At 61.6% G+C, this 16,743-nt stretch carries 13 protein-coding genes; 9 read left to right on the forward strand and 4 right to left on the reverse strand.

Going from position 1 to position 16,743, the window contains the following annotated elements; all coding sequences use genetic code 11:
• The first annotated feature begins 4 nt into the window (after positions 1 to 4).
• From hemB to ACODTZ_RS13780, 4 genes are all read left to right on the forward strand, one after another.
• Positions 5 to 1,018, forward strand: coding sequence for a porphobilinogen synthase (gene hemB, locus ACODTZ_RS13765; protein WP_489026349.1), 1,014 nt, complete (start codon positions 5 to 7; stop codon positions 1,016 to 1,018).
• A gap of 77 nt (positions 1,019 to 1,095) precedes the next feature.
• A complete protein-coding gene (locus ACODTZ_RS13770; protein WP_112941282.1) occupies positions 1,096 to 1,554 on the forward strand; it encodes an RDD family protein in 459 nt (152 codons plus the stop codon).
• Positions 1,555 to 1,730: 176 nt separating this feature from the next.
• Entirely contained in the window at positions 1,731 to 2,507 is a 777-nt protein-coding gene (locus tag ACODTZ_RS13775; RefSeq protein ID WP_111561156.1) for an arginyltransferase, read from the forward strand.
• Positions 2,508 to 3,398, forward strand: a complete 891-nt coding sequence (locus ACODTZ_RS13780; RefSeq protein WP_489026352.1) for a DMT family transporter — start codon at positions 2,508 to 2,510, stop codon at positions 3,396 to 3,398.
• Here the strand turns inward: ACODTZ_RS13780 and ACODTZ_RS13785 are convergent.
• Both ACODTZ_RS13785 and parC read right to left on the reverse strand, forming a co-directional pair.
• Positions 3,334 to 3,846: an SRPBCC family protein gene (locus ACODTZ_RS13785; protein ID WP_047513216.1), complete on the reverse strand. Its 513-nt coding sequence runs from the start codon at positions 3,844 to 3,846 to the stop codon at positions 3,334 to 3,336. The genes ACODTZ_RS13780 and ACODTZ_RS13785 overlap by 65 nt on opposite strands.
• Positions 3,847 to 4,013: 167 nt before the next feature.
• Positions 4,014 to 6,272 carry a DNA topoisomerase IV subunit A gene (gene parC, locus ACODTZ_RS13790; protein WP_489026353.1) on the reverse strand — a complete coding sequence of 753 codons (2,259 nt, stop codon included), beginning with the start codon at positions 6,270 to 6,272 and terminating at the stop codon, positions 4,014 to 4,016.
• 224 nt (positions 6,273 to 6,496) lie between these two features.
• On the opposite strand from parC, the gene ACODTZ_RS13795 reads away from it, so the two are divergent.
• Positions 6,497 to 7,684: a hypothetical protein gene (locus tag ACODTZ_RS13795; RefSeq protein WP_489026355.1), complete on the forward strand. Its 1,188-nt coding sequence runs from the start codon at positions 6,497 to 6,499 to the stop codon at positions 7,682 to 7,684.
• A gap of 133 nt (positions 7,685 to 7,817) precedes the next feature.
• On the opposite strand, the gene aspS is transcribed toward ACODTZ_RS13795, so the two are convergent.
• Complete coding sequence (gene aspS / locus ACODTZ_RS13800) at positions 7,818 to 9,608, reverse strand: aspartate--tRNA ligase (RefSeq protein ID WP_047513643.1); 1,791 nt, start codon at positions 9,606 to 9,608, stop codon at positions 7,818 to 7,820.
• A 268-nt stretch (positions 9,609 to 9,876) separates the two neighbouring features.
• Between aspS and ACODTZ_RS13805 the strand changes: the two genes are divergently transcribed.
• The 4 genes from ACODTZ_RS13805 to ACODTZ_RS13820 all read left to right on the forward strand — a co-directional run bounded on the left by ACODTZ_RS13805 (position 9,877) and on the right by ACODTZ_RS13820 (position 15,134).
• Positions 9,877 to 11,268, forward strand: a complete 1,392-nt coding sequence (locus ACODTZ_RS13805) for a multicopper oxidase family protein (RefSeq protein ID WP_489026357.1) — start codon at positions 9,877 to 9,879, stop codon at positions 11,266 to 11,268.
• An 83-nt stretch (positions 11,269 to 11,351) separates the two neighbouring features.
• The gene (gene rnd / locus ACODTZ_RS13810; RefSeq protein WP_489026358.1) at positions 11,352 to 12,497 is read left to right on the forward strand and encodes a ribonuclease D; all 1,146 of its coding nucleotides are present in this window, start codon (positions 11,352 to 11,354) and stop codon (positions 12,495 to 12,497) included.
• A 162-nt stretch (positions 12,498 to 12,659) separates the two neighbouring features.
• Entirely contained in the window at positions 12,660 to 13,730 is a 1,071-nt protein-coding gene (locus ACODTZ_RS13815; RefSeq protein ID WP_489026360.1) for an adenylate/guanylate cyclase domain-containing protein, read from the forward strand.
• A 45-nt stretch (positions 13,731 to 13,775) separates the two neighbouring features.
• Positions 13,776 to 15,134, forward strand: a complete 1,359-nt coding sequence (locus ACODTZ_RS13820; protein WP_489026362.1) for an esterase-like activity of phytase family protein — start codon at positions 13,776 to 13,778, stop codon at positions 15,132 to 15,134.
• Between the two features lie 79 nt (positions 15,135 to 15,213).
• On the opposite strand, the gene ppx is transcribed toward ACODTZ_RS13820, so the two are convergent.
• Positions 15,214 to 16,737 (reverse strand): exopolyphosphatase, encoded by a 1,524-nt coding sequence (gene ppx, locus ACODTZ_RS13825; protein ID WP_111561149.1) that lies wholly within the window; start codon positions 16,735 to 16,737, stop codon positions 15,214 to 15,216.
• Positions 16,738 to 16,743 lie beyond the last annotated feature (6 nt).

The following is a 16,743-nucleotide window of genomic DNA, read 5'->3' on the forward strand; positions in this document are numbered from 1 at the left end:
GATCATGCAGGACAAGACACACCTCGTCGATGAAATCACGGGCCACCGCCGGATGCGGCGCAACCGCAAGGCCGACTGGACGCGCCGGATGGTGCAGGAGAACCGGCTGACGGTCGACGATCTGATCTGGCCGGTCTTCGTGGTTCCGGGCTCCGGCATCATCGAGCCGATTCCCGCCATGCCGGGTGTCAACCGCATGAGCGTCGACAAGCTGGTGGAAGCCACCAAGGAAGCGGCCGATCTCGGCATTCCTGCTATCGCGACCTTTCCGAATATCGAGATGTCGCTGCGCGACGAGACCGGCTCCAACAGCCTGGAAGCGAACAACCTGATCAACCAGGCAACGGCCGCCATCAAGAAGGCCGTGCCGAATATCGGCGTCATAACCGACGTGGCGCTCGATCCGTTTACCAGCCACGGCCACGACGGCATCCTGCGCGGCAACGAGATCGTCAATGACGAGACGGTCGAGCAGGTGGCACGCGCGGCCGTGATGCAGGCCGACGCCGGCTCCGACATCATCTCGCCGTCCGAAATGATGGACGGCCGCATCGGCGCCATCCGCCGGGCGCTCGACGCCGCGGGACACCAGGATGTCGGGATCATGAGCTATGCGACGAAGTTCGCCTCCGCCTTCTATGGTCCCTACCGCGAGGCGATCTCGACCGGCGGACTGCTGAAGGGTGACAAGAAGAGCTACTATATCGACCCCGCCAATGGCACGGAAGCGATCCGCGACGCCGCACTCGACGTCGAGGAAGGTGCCGACATGCTGATGGTCAAGCCCGGCCTGCCCTATATCGACATCTGCTGGCGGATGAAGGAAGCATTCGGCCTTCCGACCTTCGCCTATCAGGTGTCCGGCGAATATTCGCAGATCAAGGCGGCGGCGATGAACGGCTGGATCGACGGCGAAAAGGCGATGCTCGAGACGCTGCTTGCCTTCAAGCGGGCGGGCTGCGACGGCATCCTCACCTATTTCTCCATCGAGGTCGCCAAGATTCTCGCCAAACGCTGATCGCTTCGCGCTAATATTGCATTCGGGGAGAGCGTCACCATATCAGCGGTAGCCACTCTCGAAAGGAGACCGTAACGATGTCGCTCAACCCGAACCCGCTCTATGCCGCACCTGACGATTGGCGCGCCTATAGCGGCACGCTGAGCCGGCGCGTTTTTGCGTTCATCCTCGACTATGTGATCGTCCTGCTGCTCTGCATTCCGGCGGCGGTCATCCTGTTCTTCCTGTCGATCGTCACGCTCGGCCTCGGCTTCTTTCTCTATCCGGCGCTGTTCGTGATCGTCGCGGGCCTCTATTTCGGCTTCACGGTCGGCGGCTCGAGCCAGGCATCGCTTGGCATGCGGGCGATGGGGATTGCGATCGTGCGCGTCGACGGGCGGGAGATGGATTTCCTGACGGCGATCGTTCACCTGGCGCTGTTCTGGATCCTGAACTCGGTTCTGACCCCGCTGATTCTGCTGGTCGGCCTGTTCACCGAACGCAGCCGCCTGCTGCACGATTTTCTCGTCGGCACGGTGACGGTCAGAACCGCCTGAGATTGATCAAGTCTCTGAAATAAGCGGATTTCCCCTCTTTTTGAGGGGAAATTTTTGGCCAATATCCGAAAGTATAATCAGTCACAAAGCGCGGCGCACTGCCGCGCTGTTGACGTTTTCTTTTCTTAAGTCATGCTGTCATTTCAGCATGCAACCTAAGGACATCTCAGCAGCAGATGAATACGCAGACCACGCCATCTCCGCAGTTTTATCTGACGGCTCCGGCTGCCTGCCCTTACCTTGCGCATGAGATGGAACGAAAGGTTTTTACGCATCTCGTCGGACCGCGCGCTGCCGAGATGAATGACATCCTGACGCAAGGCGGATTTCGCCGCTCGCAGAACATAGCCTACCGCCCGGCCTGCGAGGCGTGCCGGGCCTGCGTCTCGGTCCGCATCCTCGCCGACGAGTTCGAGCCGACCAAGTCGATGAAGCGGGTGCTCGCCACCAATTCCGATATCATCTCGACTGAATTTCCGGCGCAGCCATCGAGCGAGCAATATTCGCTGTTTCGCCGCTATCTCGACTATCGCCACCAGCAGGGCGGCATGTCCGACATGACGGTGCTCGATTATGCGATCATGGTCGAGGACACTCACGTCAACACCAAGATCATCGAGTATCGCCGGCGTGTGGAAGGATCAGGGCTGGAAACGCGGCCAAGTGGCGAGCTGATCGCGGCGGCCTTGACCGACACGATGAGCGACGGGCTCTCGATGGTCTACTCCTACTTCAATCCCGATCTCGACAAGCGCTCGCTCGGCACCTTCATGATCCTCGATCACATCAGACGGACAAAGGCGCTCGGCCTGCCGCATGTCTATCTCGGCTACTGGGTTCAAGGCTCACGGAAAATGGACTACAAGACCCGCTACCAGCCGCAGGAACACCTGACCGCGCGCGGCTGGGAGCGCTTCGATCCCACATCCCTTCCCGAAGGTAGCCAGCCCTAAATGCCCCTCCCTATCCTTTCCGATCATCGGAAGGGCCTGCTGCTGACGGCGATCGGCGGCCTTGCGCTCTCCATGGACATTCCGCTCGTGCGTCTCGCCCATGGCGACATGTGGTCGATTGTCGGCATGCGCAGCATCACAACGGTTGCCGTGACTTTGCTGATCCTTTGCGCGATGCGGTGGATTAAGGGAAGCTGGCCGGCGATGGTGCCCGGCAAGCCGGGCCTGCTCGCCGGATTTCTCTACGGGCTATCGACTATAACATTCCTGCTTGCGGTGTTTAACACGACCACCGCTAACGTGGTCTTCATCGTCGCCTTCAATCCGATGTTCGGCGCGCTGCTGTCATGGCTGTTCCTGAAGGAGCGCCCATCAGTATCGACGCTCGTGACGATGGCGGTGATGATTGTCGGCGTCGGCATGATCGTCGGCGATGGACTGGCCGGCGGCCACAGCTTCGGCGATGCGATGGCGCTCTTGACGGCGCTGGTGCTTGCAGGCGCGATTACCGTGGGGCGCGCGTCGCGTCGCGCCATGGGCTTCGTGCCGTTGCTTGGTGCGGCCCTTCCCGCCGCGCTTGGCCTCGCCAACACCCTGCCAGCAGGTCTCGTGATCGAGCATCCCGCCTGGATCATCTTCAACGGTGCGGTGCTGATGCCGGTGTCGTTCTGGTGCCTTGCCAGCGGCCCGCGCTATCTGTCGGCACCGGAGGTCGGCATGTTCTACCTGCTTGAAACCATTCTGGCGCCGATCTGGATCTGGCTGATTTTCGCGGAAACGCCGCCGGTCATGACGCTGATCGGCGGCTCCATCCTCGTCACCGCGATTATGGCGCACTCGCTTTGGATGGTTCGGAAACAGCCTGCGACGCAACAAGCTCCGGCAGCTTGACCGTGTGAGCCGCATCGAGCTCGCGCTCCAGCCCGTTCAGCACGTGTGTCCAGCCCCGATGGGTCTGCTCTTCAAAAGCCGACCATTCCGCGCACATTTCATGCGACAGCGTCAGGCGCGTGCCCTCCCCCAGCGGCTCGATTTCGACGCGGATGCGATCGGCGTTGTGATCGTGTTCGGCGACCGAAAACGAGAACACCATCAGGCGCGGCCTTCGCATTTCGAGAAACACGCCGTAATGAACGGCGTCACCGGTCGGCCGTCTGTCGATGACGAGAAAATGGCCGCCGACGCGCGGCTCGATATCGGCGCGGATGACCCGGCCGTCATCGGTGGCGAAGAGGAAGCGTTTGGCGATTTCGGGGTTGAGCCAGGCGTCGTAAACCTCGCAGGGCGAGGCATTGTAGGTGTGGCCGACTGAAAGCGTAATGGTCTTGCAGGCACTCATCAACATTCCTCCGTGATCGGACCTCCATGATCGGACATGCCGCCTTCCACGAAGACGCCACATACGATCATTCCGTCCGCCTTCGGAATGATGTTTGTCCATGTTGTGATTACAGGACAGAATTAGAGGAAATACCCCGCTCGCCAAGAGCGGGGCGCTGATATATTTCAGCCTGCGAACTTGCCGCTGCGGGGGAAGCCCTTGGGAACGGTGCGGCCGGCGGAAGCGCGGTCGGCGAGCCATTCGGCGAGCTCGTCCTTGTTCTTGCTGAACGTACGGCCGGCGCTGTCTTCCCAAATGAGGCCGTCCGCGATCGCGAAGCACCGAACATCCGAAATGCCGCCATCCTTGTAGCGCTGCAGGCGAACGCCCTTGCCGCGCGACATTTCCGGAACCTGATCCAGCGGGAAGACGAGAAGCTTGCGGTTTTCGCCGACGACAGCGACGTGGTCGCCGGAGACGGGCACGAGCAGCTTGGTTTCGTCGGGCATCGAGACGTTCATGATCTGCTTGCCCTTACGGGTATTGGCCACCATGTCGGTCTCGGCGACGACGAAGCCGTTGCCGGCTGTCGAGACGATCATCTGCTTGCGCTGCGGATCGTGGACGAAGGCCGTCAGCACGTCCTGGTCGTTGTCCATGTCGATCATGATGCGCAACGGTTCGCCATGGCCGCGGCCACCCGGCAGCTTATCGCCGCCGAGCGTGAAAGCCTTGCCGCCGGTGGTGATGACAAGAATCTTGTCCGTCGTCTGCGCCGGGAATGCGATCCTCAGCGCATCGCCTTCCTTAAAGGTCAGCGTCGTAGTGTCGGAGATGTGCCCCTTCAGCGCGCGGATCCAGCCCTTTTCGGAAACGACGACGGTGATCGGCTCTTTCTCGATCATCGCCTGCTGGATCGCCTGCTCGTCGGCATCAGGCGCTTCGGCGAACTGGGTGCGGCGGCGGCCAAGCTCGGTCGCCTTGGCGAACTTCTTCTTCACCTCGCCGATTTCCCAGGCAACGGTCTGCCACTGCTTGTCCTCGGAGGCGAGCAGCGCTTCGATCTCGGCCTTTTCCTTGCTCAGAGCGTCGAACTCGGTGCGGATCTCGAATTCTTCCAGCTTGCGCAATGAGCGCAGGCGCATGTTGAGGATGGCTTCGACCTGGATTTCGGTCAGCGACCAGCGCGCGACCATCACGGGCTTGGGCTCATCCTCCTCGCGGATGATGCGGATCACCTCGTCGATGTTGAGATAAGCGATCAGCAGGCCGCCCAGGACTTCCAGGCGACGCTCGATGGCGGCAAGGCGGAAGCGAGAGCGGCGCTGAAGCACATCGCGACGATGGTCCAGCCATTCCTTCAGGACCTCGTTCAGGGCCATGACGCGCGGAATGCGGCCCATGGAAAGAACGTTCATGTTCAGCGGGAAACGGCTTTCGAGTTCCGTCAGCTTGAACATGGATTCCATGAGGATGGTCGGGTCGACGGTGCGGTTCTTCGGCACCAGCACGACGCGGACATCTTCAGCCGACTCGTCGCGGATGTCTTCGAGCAGCGGCAGCTTGCGGGCGATCAAGAGCTCGGCGATCTTCTCGATCAGGCGCGACTTCTGCACCTGGAACGGAATTTCCGTGATGATGATCTGATAACCGCCGCGGCCGAGATCCTCGGTCTCCCACTTGGCGCGCGTGCGGAAACCGCCGCGGCCGGTCTTGTAGGCGTCGATGATCGTCTGGCGGTCGTCGATGATGATGCCGCCGGTCGGGAAATCCGGACCCGGAATGAACTGCTCCACCAGCGTCTCGACCGTCGCATCCGGATGCTTGATCAGATGCAGCGCCGCGTCGCACAGTTCATGCGCGTTGTGCGACGGGATCGAGGTCGCCATGCCGACGGCGATGCCCGACGAGCCGTTGGCGAGAAGGTTCGGGAAGGCGCCGGGGAGAACCGTCGGTTCCTGGTCTTCCTCGTTGTAGGTCAGGCGGAAATCGACGGCGTCCTGGTCGACACCCTCGAGCAACAGCCCGGCGACATCGGTCATGCGGGCTTCGGTGTATCGATAGGCGGCTGCACTGTCGCCATCGATGTTGCCGAAGTTCCCCTGCCCGTCGACGACGGGATAACGCTGCGAGAAATCCTGGGCGAGACGGACCAGCGCATCGTAGACCGACTGGTCGCCGTGCGGGTGGAATTTACCGATGACGTCACCGACGATACGGGCACATTTCTTGAAGGCCGAGTTCGGGCGGATACCCATCTCGCTCATCGCGTGGATGATGCGGCGATGAACCGGCTTCAGGCCGTCGCGAACGTCGGGCAGCGCGCGATGCATGATGGTCGACAACGCGTAGGCGAGATAACGCTCTTCGAGCGCCGCCTTCAGGTCGATCGGAAGAATGCTGTCATCGTCTCCGCCCGACGGCGGCAAAATCTCTTGTCCCATACCTTCTGACTAACCGAGATGGTTGATGTGAGCAAGGAATCCGGGCATTGCGGCTGTGGATGAAGTCTCCGAACAGAAAGAAAACAACCGCTAAAACCTTTCTGCCCGAATTTGGACTTTGTTTGCTTATCCCTTCAACATAATTTTAGAAAACACGAAATATAAACCGGCACAAATCCATCGTAGATTATGGCCAACCGCCCACCTGGATCTGAGGAACACCCATGACATTTTACCGGACGACACGGCTCATGCTTTCGGGCGTGGCATTCCTTTCTCTCGCCGGCTCCGCTTTCGCGCTCGATGGCCAGGACCTGCTGACGAAGATCAATGCCGCCTACACGCTGCAGGGCGGCACGCTCGCGGCCGATGGCGTCGATGTCGACGGCAAGACCGTCACGCTGAAGAACGCCAGCTTCAAGCCGAACAACGGCAGTGCTCTGCCGATCGGCGAAATCACGCTTTCGGGCGTCGAGGAAGACGAGGACGGCGGCTACTACATCGAGGAAGCAGCATTCCCCGACATCAACACCACCAATGACGGCGCGACGCTGACTGTGACCGAGCTGACGCTCGGCGGCATCTCCATACCTGCCGATGCCAAGGGCGAAGGCCTCTCCTCCATGCTGCTCTACGAGAGCGCCCACAGCGGCCCGCTGAAGGTCGTCAAGGATGGCGCCGAGGTGTTCTCGCTCGGCGGCAGCGATGTGAACCTGACGCTGCGAGAAGACGAGTCCGGCTTCGATTTCGACGGCGCCTTCAAGAGCCTCAAGGCTGACTTGAGCAAGGCGGCCGATCCGCAGAGCAAGGAAGCGATCGAGAAGCTGGCGCTGCAGCAGGTCAATGGCGACATCACCATGAAGGGCGCCTGGGACCTGGCACCGGGCACGATCGACGTGTCCGAGTTCGCCTTCGACTTCAGCAATGTCGGCAAGCTCAACCTCGCCTTCAAGGTCAACGGCTATACGCTCGCCTTCGTGAAGTCGCTGCAGGAAGCCGCCCAGCAGGCGGAAGCCAACCAGAACAAGGATCAGGCACAGCAGGCCTTCGGCCTTGCCATGCTTGGCCTGTTGCAGCAGCTGTCGTTCGAAAGCGCCCAGATCCGCTTCGACGACGCCTCGATCACCAAGCGTGCGCTTGATTACGCCGGCAGCCAGCAGGGCATGTCGGGCAAGCAGATGGCGGACTCGCTGAAAGCGATGGCGCCGATCATGCTGGCGCAGTTGAACATCCCCGAGCTGCAGAACGCCCTATCGGCCGCCGTCAACACCTTCCTCGACGACCCGAAGAGCCTGACGGTCAACGCCGCGCCGGCCAAGCCCGTGCCGTTCCCGATGATCATGGGTGCCGCCATGGGAGCCCCGAACACGCTGCCGCAGGTGCTCGGCGTGAAGGTTTCGGCGAACGATTGATCGCCTCGACATGAATGATAGAGGCCCGGCGCGCATTGTTCGCCGGGCCTTTTTTGTTGCCCGCGAATGATCGGGGCCAGAAACGAAAAAAGCCCGACTTGCGCCGGGCTTTTCTTATTCAAGCGATGTTCGCTCAGTCCTTCTTGACCGGCGGCATGACGCGCAGCGACAGTTCCATCAGCTGCTTCGGGGTTGCCGGCGACGGGGCATTCATCAGGAGGTCCTGCGCCTGCTGGTTCATCGGGAACAGCGTGATTTCGCGCAGGTTCTTGGCGCCGAGCAACAGCATCACGACGCGGTCGATACCGAAGGCGCAGCCGCCGTGCGGAGGCGCGCCGTACTGGAAGGCGCGGTACATGCCGCCGAAGCGCTCTTCGACATCCGTCTGGCTGAGGCCGACAAGTTCGAAGGCTTTGACCATGGCTTCCGGCGACTGGTTACGGATAGAGCCCGAGGCGATTTCGAAGCCATTGCAAACGGCGTCGTACTGGTAGGCCTTGAGCGACAGCGGATCCTGGGTCTGCAGCGCTTCCAGACCACCCTGCGGCATCGAGAAGGGGTTGTGGGCGAAGTCGATCTTCTTGTCTTCCTCGCTCCATTCGTAGAACGGGAAGTCGATGATCCAGCACAGTTCGAAACGGTCGCGATCGACCAGGTTCAGGTCTTCACCCGCCTTGGTGCGTGCTTCGCCCGCGAACTTGTAGAACTTCGCCGGTTCGCCAGCGACGAAGAAGGCGGCGTCGCCTGCTTCAAGGCCGAGCTGGACGCGGAGCGCTTCGGTGCGTTCTTCGCCGATGTTCTTGGCGAGCGGACCGGAGCCGCCGACCTTGCCGTCTTCTTCCTTCCAGAAGATGTAGCCGAGGCCCGGCTGGCCAAGGGACTGGGCCCAGGCGTTCATGCGGTCGCAGAACGCGCGGCTGCCGCCGGTCTTGGCCGGGATCGCCCAGACTTCGACCTTCGGGTTCGACGCGATCATGCCGGCGAAGACCTTGAAGCCGGAGCCTGCGAAGTGCTCGGTGACGGCCTGCATCTCGATCGGGTTACGCAGGTCGGGCTTGTCGGAGCCGTATTTGCGGATCGCGACGTCGTAAGGAATACGCGGCCATTCCTTGGTGACCGGCTTGCCTTCGGCGAACTGCTCGAAGACGGAGGTCATGATCGGGGCCATCGTGTCCCAGACGTCTTCCTGGGTGACGAAGCTCATTTCCAGGTCGAGCTGGTAGAATTCGCCCGGCAGGCGGTCGGCGCGCGGGTCTTCATCGCGGAAGCACGGCGCGATCTGGAAGTAGCGGTCGAAACCGGCCACCATCAGGAGCTGCTTGTACTGCTGCGGCGCCTGCGGCAGGGCGAAGAACTGTCCGGGGTGGATACGCGACGGCACGAGGAAGTCGCGCGCGCCTTCCGGCGAGGAGGCCGTCAGGATCGGGGTCGTATATTCGCCGAAGCCGGCCGACGTCATGCGGTTGCGGATGTCGGAGATGATCTGGCTGCGCTTGACGATGTTCTTGTGCAGCGTCTCGCGGCGCAGGTCGAGGAAGCGGTACTTGAGGCGGATGTCCTCAGGGTAATCAGGCTCGCCGAAGACCGGCAGCGGCAGTTCCTTGGCTTCGGAGAGCACTTCGATCTCCTGGGCGTAGAGTTCGATCTCGCCGGTCGCCATGTTCTTATTGACGGTGTCTTCCGAGCGCGCCTTGACGACGCCGTCGATGCGGATGACCCACTCGCCGCGAACGGTCTCGGCGATCTTGAAGGCCGGGCTATCCGGGTCGGCGACAACCTGGGTCATGCCGTAATGGTCGCGAAGGTCGATGAAGAGAACGCCGCCATGGTCACGAACGCGGTGGACCCAGCCGGAAATCCGGACATTGGCGCCGACATCCGACTTGCGGAGGGCTGCACATGTGTGGCTGCGGTAACGATGCATCATCTCAATTTCCAGTATTTGGCTTGAAGACGGCAGCAGGGGCTTCAAAAGCTCTCTCGCGCCGACAAGAAAATCGGGCGGAAAAGCGCATGGACGGCCTGATTTGTCAAGACTTGGCACGGCTCACGCGTGCTTTGCGCGCGGTTTTCGACGCGGTTGCAACCTTATCATATGCCAAGCTCTGCGGCAGTTTGGTTGCGCGAGGCATATTGCTGAAGGTCGCGGTCAACTTTAAAGAGGATGTATCATCCTTCTCCGGAGTCCCGCCATGCCTCTCCTCACCCGCCGCAACCTCCTGAAGGCTTCCGCCGTCGCCGGCGCCTACGGGGTCGGCATCGGCATCGCCGGCAAGTTCGGCATGGCGGAGGCGGCACCCGAGCCGCAAGTGCTGAAAGCGCTGAAGACGCAGGCAACGCTGACCGACGCCGGCGTGACCAAGAACATCATGACTTGGGGCGATACGGGAATGCCGCCGGTGCTCCGGATGACCAAGGGCAAGCCCTATGCGGCGCGGCTGACCAACACGCTCGACGAACCCACCACCATTCATTGGCATGGCCTGCGCATCCCGAACAAGATGGACGGCGTGCCGTTCATGACGCAGCCCTATGTCTATACCGGCGACAGTTTCGACTACGCCTTCACGCCGCCCGATGCCGGCACCTTCTGGTATCATCCGCACTGCAACACGCTGGCGCAGATGGGTCAGGGCATGACCGGCGTCATCGTGGTCGAGGACGCGGCCGACCCGACATTCGATTCCGAAGTTGTGCTGAACCTGCGCGACTGGCGCCTTGGCGGCGACGGCCAGTTCATTGCGGCGTTCCGGCCCCGCGACGCGGCGAAGACCGGCACCTACGGCACGGTGCGTACCGCCAACTGGCACCAGGAGCCGCAATATGACGCGCCGGCCGGCGGCCTGGTCCGCCTGCGCATCGCCGTCACCGATGTCACGCGCATCTTCTCGCTGAAGATGGAGGGAGCGGAGGCGACCGTGATCGCGATCGACGGCAATCCGGTGCCGAAACGCTTCCCGCTCGACCTGCTGTTGATCGGCCCGGGCCAGCGGCTCGATCTTGCCGTTCGCATGCCAGATTCCGAAGGCGCGGTTGCGACGCTGGAGGACATTCGCGGGACGACGCCGAAAACGATCGCCAAGCTGCGTTCGGTGGGCACCTCGCTGAAGCGCAATGTCGGCGACCTCGCAGCACTCGCGGAGAACCCCGTCGCCAAGGCCGACCTGTCTTCGGCGGAGAAAATCTCGGTGGTCCTTAGCGCCACGGCCGAGAATGCGCCGGTCGACAGCATCTGCGGGACGCTGGGCTACAGCTTCTGGGCGATCAACAAGGTGCCGTGGCCGGGCGACACGAGTGACCCGACTGCGCCGCTTTCGGAACTGAAGCTCGGCAAAAGCTATATCCTGCAGCTGGAGAACGTGACGCCCCATACGCATCCGATCCATCTGCACGGGATGAGCTTCACGGTGCTCTCATCGTCCACGCGGGATGTGATGCCGCTCGTCACCGACACCTATCTGGTGCAGCCGGACGAGAAGGTGCAGCTTGCCTTCGTCGCCGACAATCTCGGCGATTGGCTGTTGCATTGCCACATCATCGAACATCAGAAGACCGGCATGACGAGTTATGTCAGGGTTGTTTGACCACTCTTTGCCGGTAGCGGTTGACATATTGGGCCGAAAGGAGAAGGAAGGTTCAACTATGTCTATCCTGCGAATGAATTGAGATGATTGAAACAACCGCCGATTTGGAGGCGGCCTGCATCGAGCTGGCCAAGTCAGAATTCATTACTATCGACACCGAGTTTCTGCGAGAGACGACGTTCTGGCCGGAGCTTTGCTTGATCCAGATGGCGAGCCCGACGACGGAAGTGCTTGTCGATCCGCTGGCCAAGGGTCTCGACATGAAACCCTTCTTCGAGCTGATGGCCAATTCCAGCGTGCTGAAGGTGTTCCACGCCGCGCGCCAGGATATCGAAATCATCTACAATCGGGGCGGCCTCATTCCGCATCCGATCTTCGACACGCAGGTCGCGGCGATGGTCTGCGGCTTCGGCGATTCTGTCTCCTACGACCAGCTGGTCAGCCGGACCAAGGGCGTGCAGATCGACAAGTCGTCGCGCTTCACCGACTGGAGCCGCCGTCCGCTTTCCGAAAAGCAGCTCGACTATGCGCTGGCCGACGTGACGCATCTGCGCGACGTCTACCTCTATCTCAAGGCAGAGTTGGAACGCGAAGGCCGCTCCTTGTGGCTCTCCGAGGAGATGGATGTGCTTGAGGCGAAAGAGACCTACGACATTCATCCCGACGATGCCTGGCAGCGCCTGAAGATGCGCCTGCGCAAGCCGCAGGAGCTTGCCGTGCTGAAATACGTGGCCGCGTGGCGCGAGCGTGAAGCACGCAGCCGCAACGTGCCGCGTTCGCGCGTCATCAAGGACGACGCGATCTATGAGATCGCCCAGCAGCAGCCGAAGGATGCCGAAGCGCTCGGTCGCCTGCGCACCATCCCGAAGGGTTGGGAACGGTCGTCTGCCGGTGCCGCCGTGGTCGAGGCGGTGAATACCGCGCTGGCGCTACCGAAGGCCGAGATGCCGCATGCGCCCAGACAGACCCAGGCGCCGGAGGGAGCCGCGGCCGCAGCCGAGCTCTTGAAGGTTCTGTTGAAGCTGATCTCGGAAAAGCACGGCGTCGCGCCCAAGGTGATCGCCAATAGCGAGGATCTGGACAAGATCGCTGCCGAGGGTGAGAACGCCGATGTGGGCGCGCTGCGCGGCTGGCGCCGAGAGCTGTTCGGAGATCCGGCCCTGCAGCTGATCAAGGGCGACGTCGCGTTGCGCTTCGTCGGCAAGAAGGTCGAGACGGTCGCTCTGTAAGTCGCGACGCAAATTTTGCGTCGCCTCGATTCAGGCCATAACTGCGCCCAATCATTCAGCTAAATCTTTTCGGGAGGGACTTCCAATCCCCTTCCGAAAGGGCTTACGCGCGCCTACATTGCTTGAGACGCACGCTGGCCAAGGCTGAACGAAAAGACCCTTATGAGAGAAGTATCTCCAGTCCAGAACTGGCTTCTGATCATGCTCGTCATGGCGGGAAGCGGCGTGCTCTACAGCGTCATGTTCTTCCAGGACAGCCGCCCGCTCATCGGCGCTGTGTTCGCACTGTGCATGGGCATGCCGATCATTGCCTTCGAGCGAAAGGTGATCTTTCGCGAACTGCGTAACCGGGTCGAGGCGCTGCCGACGCTGACGTTCTTCCTCGCGGAGCTTTTCATCTACGAAGTGCTGATGAGCATCGGCTTTGCGGCCGCCGGCCTTTCGCTATGGGGAACCGGCATTGTCATTCCCCATTCCTGGGTCGACATGGTGGTGCTGCCGTTCAACGCCTTTCTTTACGCGCTGGCTGTCTGCTCGCTGATGATCTTCGTTCTCAGAGTTCGCGAGTTGCTGGGGCGCGAGGTGTTCACCAGCATGCTCATCAGCCGCTACCGCAAGCCGGTCAGCGAAGAGCGGGTGTTTCTCTTCATCGACCTCGTCGATTCGACGACCTTCGCGGAGAAGCATGGCGATCTGCGCGCGCAGCAGATGCTGAGCTCGCTGTTTGCCGCCTTCGCCGAGCCCGTGCGCAAATACAAGGGAACGATCGTCGATTATGTCGGCGATGCCGCCATCATTACCTGGCCGCTGGACCGCGGCGTCAAATTCGCACGGTGCGTCAACTGCATCTTCGATATCATCAACGCGATCGAGGCGGATGCCGAGAGCTGGCTGACCACCTATGGGCAGGTGCCGAGGCTGCGCGCGGCGCTCCATGGCGGCAGCATCATCACCGCGGAAATCGGCGTCGACCATCACAAGATCACGTATTTCGGCGATACGATCAACACCGCGTCGCGGCTTGAATCGCTCTGCAAGACGCTGAACCGCTCGGTGCTGATCTCGACCGACCTCGCCCAGCGGATCCAGCTGCCGGCCAAGGTTGTGGCGGAGGATCTCGGCCAGCACGCCGTCAAGGGACGCGGACAGAGCCTCGGCGTGATCTCGCTCGTCAAGGCGGACGACCGCATAGCGTCACCAAAGCTTCACGCGGGTGTCAAAGCGCCGACATGAGAGGCCTGCTAATCGAACCCCGCATTCCATCACATGGGGGTTTCGATGAAAAATGCTCTTCTTGCTTCTGTTTCATTTGTTCTTTTGATCGCCGGTTCGGCCATGGCCGACCAGCAGCAATTTCCCGCAAAGCTCGCCGGCCAGGCTATTCTGCCGGCGAACACCATGGTGCCGGCTCCCGCCGATGCACCCGAATTCCTCAAGCACTCCGGCAAGTTCACGACGCCGGATCGCAAGCGCACCGAGGCGCTCGGCACCGTTCCGGGCAAGGACGGCGCCCGCGTGACCGACCTCAAGCTTCCCTTCGACGGACAGCCGATTCAGGGCTTCTCCGGCATCAAGACCATGGAAGACGGCACGTTCTGGACGTTGTCCGACAACGGCTTCGGCTCGAAGGCCAACTCCAGCGACGCCATGCTTTTCCTGCATCAGGTGAAGTTCGATTGGGCCACCGGCAAGGTCGAGGTCGTCAAGAACCTGTTCCTGTCCGATCCCGACAAGAAGGCGCCCTTCCCGATCGTGCTTGAAGGTGCCGAGAAGCGCTACCTCACAGGTGCCGATTTCGACATCGAATCCATCCAGCCCGTCGCCGACGGTTTCTGGATTGGCGAGGAGTTCGGTCCCTACATCCTGAAGTTCGACACCGAGGGCAAGCTGACCGACGTGATCTCGACCGTCGTCAACGGCAAGCCGGTGCTGTCGCCCGACCACCCGACGCTGTCGGTTCCGGCAAACCCAGTCGCCAAGATGCCCGCCTTCAACGTGAAGCGCTCCGGCGGCTTCGAAGGCCTTGCCATGTCGAAGGACGGCAGCAAGCTCTACGGCCTGCTCGAAGGCCCGCTCTTCCAGGACGACGCCAAGGTCGAGACGGTCGATGGCCGCACGGGCCTGCGCATCGTTGAGTTCGACACGGCTGCCAAGAACTGGACCGGCCGCAGCTGGCTCTATCCGCTGGAAGAAAAGGGCATCGCGATCGGCGACTTCAACATGCTCGACGACAGCACCGCGCTGGTGATCGAGCGCGACAACGGCGCCGGCAGCAAGGACAAGGCTTGCGCCGATCCCAAGCAGCCGAAGGCGGATTGCTTCGAGGCTCCCGCCGAGCTGAAGCGCATCTACAAGATCGAGTTCAACGACGCCAATGCAAACGGTGCCGTTCGCAAGATCGGCTATATCGACCTTCTCGACATCAAGGATCCGGACAACAAGAAAAAGGCCGGCACCAAGGATGGCGTCTACGACATGCCGTTCGTGACGATCGAGAATGTCGACCGCGTCGATGCCACCCATATCGTGGTCGGCAACGACAACAACCTGCCCTTCTCGGCCGGCCGCGCCGTCGACAAGGCTGACGACAACGAGTTCAGCCTGCTCGAAGTCGGCGAACTGCTGAACGCCAAGTAAGCAGCGATCGAAATCAAGACGGCCCCCGTTCGAAAGAGCGGGGGCCGTTTTGTTTGGATGGAATTGAACGGCGGCAGCGCTATTCGAAGCGGAAGGCCAGGCGCTTGTTGGTGAGCTTTGCAAGCTGCTGCAGGCGGCCATCGAGACGTTCGCCGGCGAAATCGCGATACTCCGAGGGCACGACGAATTCGAGATCGAGATCGGGATCGTTGGACTTGCGGAAGGTCAGGTTGCGGACGATGCCGGGCATCGAGGCCGAGAACAGGTAGACGACGCGCAGCATGCCGCCCAAGAGCTTGGCACGCTCGACATATTGCGGCGTCGCGATTGTTGCCAGCGGGCTGGTCGCGCCGTCGTCGTGCAGGCCTTCGAAGCGATAGTAATTGGCAAGCGCGATGAAGGCGCGGCCGGGATGGCTGATGCCGACGAAGGATGTGTGGGCGATGATGTTCAACGCCTGCAGGCCGCGATAATCGGGATGAGCGCGCCAACTGATATCGGCGAGCAGGCAGGCGGCCTGGCGATAGCGGGCTTCTTCCGGCGTCTCCAGGATATCGAAGAACGGCATCATCCGCCCGGTCCATTCCGACAGCTCGCGGGCATGTTCCGGCGAGCGGGCACGCAAGATCGCCAGTTCGCGAGCCGCTTCCAGCAGCGGATCGGCGCGGCGTTCGCTTTCGGAGAGAAGCGAGTAGAGATAGCCCTCGCGCACGCCCTGCCCTGAGAAGGAGATCACCGAGGGCTTCATGACGCTCAGCACCTCCTTCATCGCAATGGCGCCGAACGGCAGCAATGCGCGGCGATACTTCGAGACCGCCATCCAGGCGGGATCCTTGGAATCCCTTGCTGCATCGACCTGATCGAGAAACAGCATCATCTGCTCGAGCGAGATTTCGTAGCCCTGCATCATGTGCAGCGGATAGTTGGTCATCTCCATGTGCAGCTTGGCGATGTTTCGCCAAGTGCCGCCCACAGCGTAGAACGTCCGCCCCTCGCCCTTGGCCAGAAGCTTGGAGATGGTCTTCACATGCTTGCGGGCGAAGGTGCGGGCCTTTTCCATCGAGCCGCCGGCATATTCCGACAGGCGCAGGCCGCCGAGCGGCAGCGTCACGCCCTGCCCGAGTTCCTTGCCCTTGATGTCGATCAGCTCCAGAGAGCCACCGCCCAGGTCACCGGCGATACCGTCAGGCGTGTAGAAGCCGCTGACAATGCCGAGCGCGGAGAACTTGGCTTCTTCCTCGCCGGAGAGAACGCGCACCTTGCGCTGCAGGATGGTTTCGGCGCGATGGATGAAATCGGGACCATTCGAGGCCTCGCGGGCCGCGGCCGTCGCCAGCACGTACATGGTGGCCGCGCGCGCCTGATCGGACAGCGCCTTGAAGCGATGCAGAGCGGAAAGCGCACGTTCGACGCTGGCCTCGTCCATCTTGCCTGTGAGCGCTATGCCCTTACCGAGACCGCAGAGAACCTTTTCGTTGAAAAGGATCGTGGGCGATCTCGACAAGCCTTCATAGATGACCACACGGATCGAGTTCGACCCGATATCGACAACGGAGACCGGGGCAATCCCTGGAAGGCGCCCCTGGGCTTCTGATTCAACCATGCAGGT

It is taken from the genome of Rhizobium sp. FG113 (assembly GCF_057809895.1).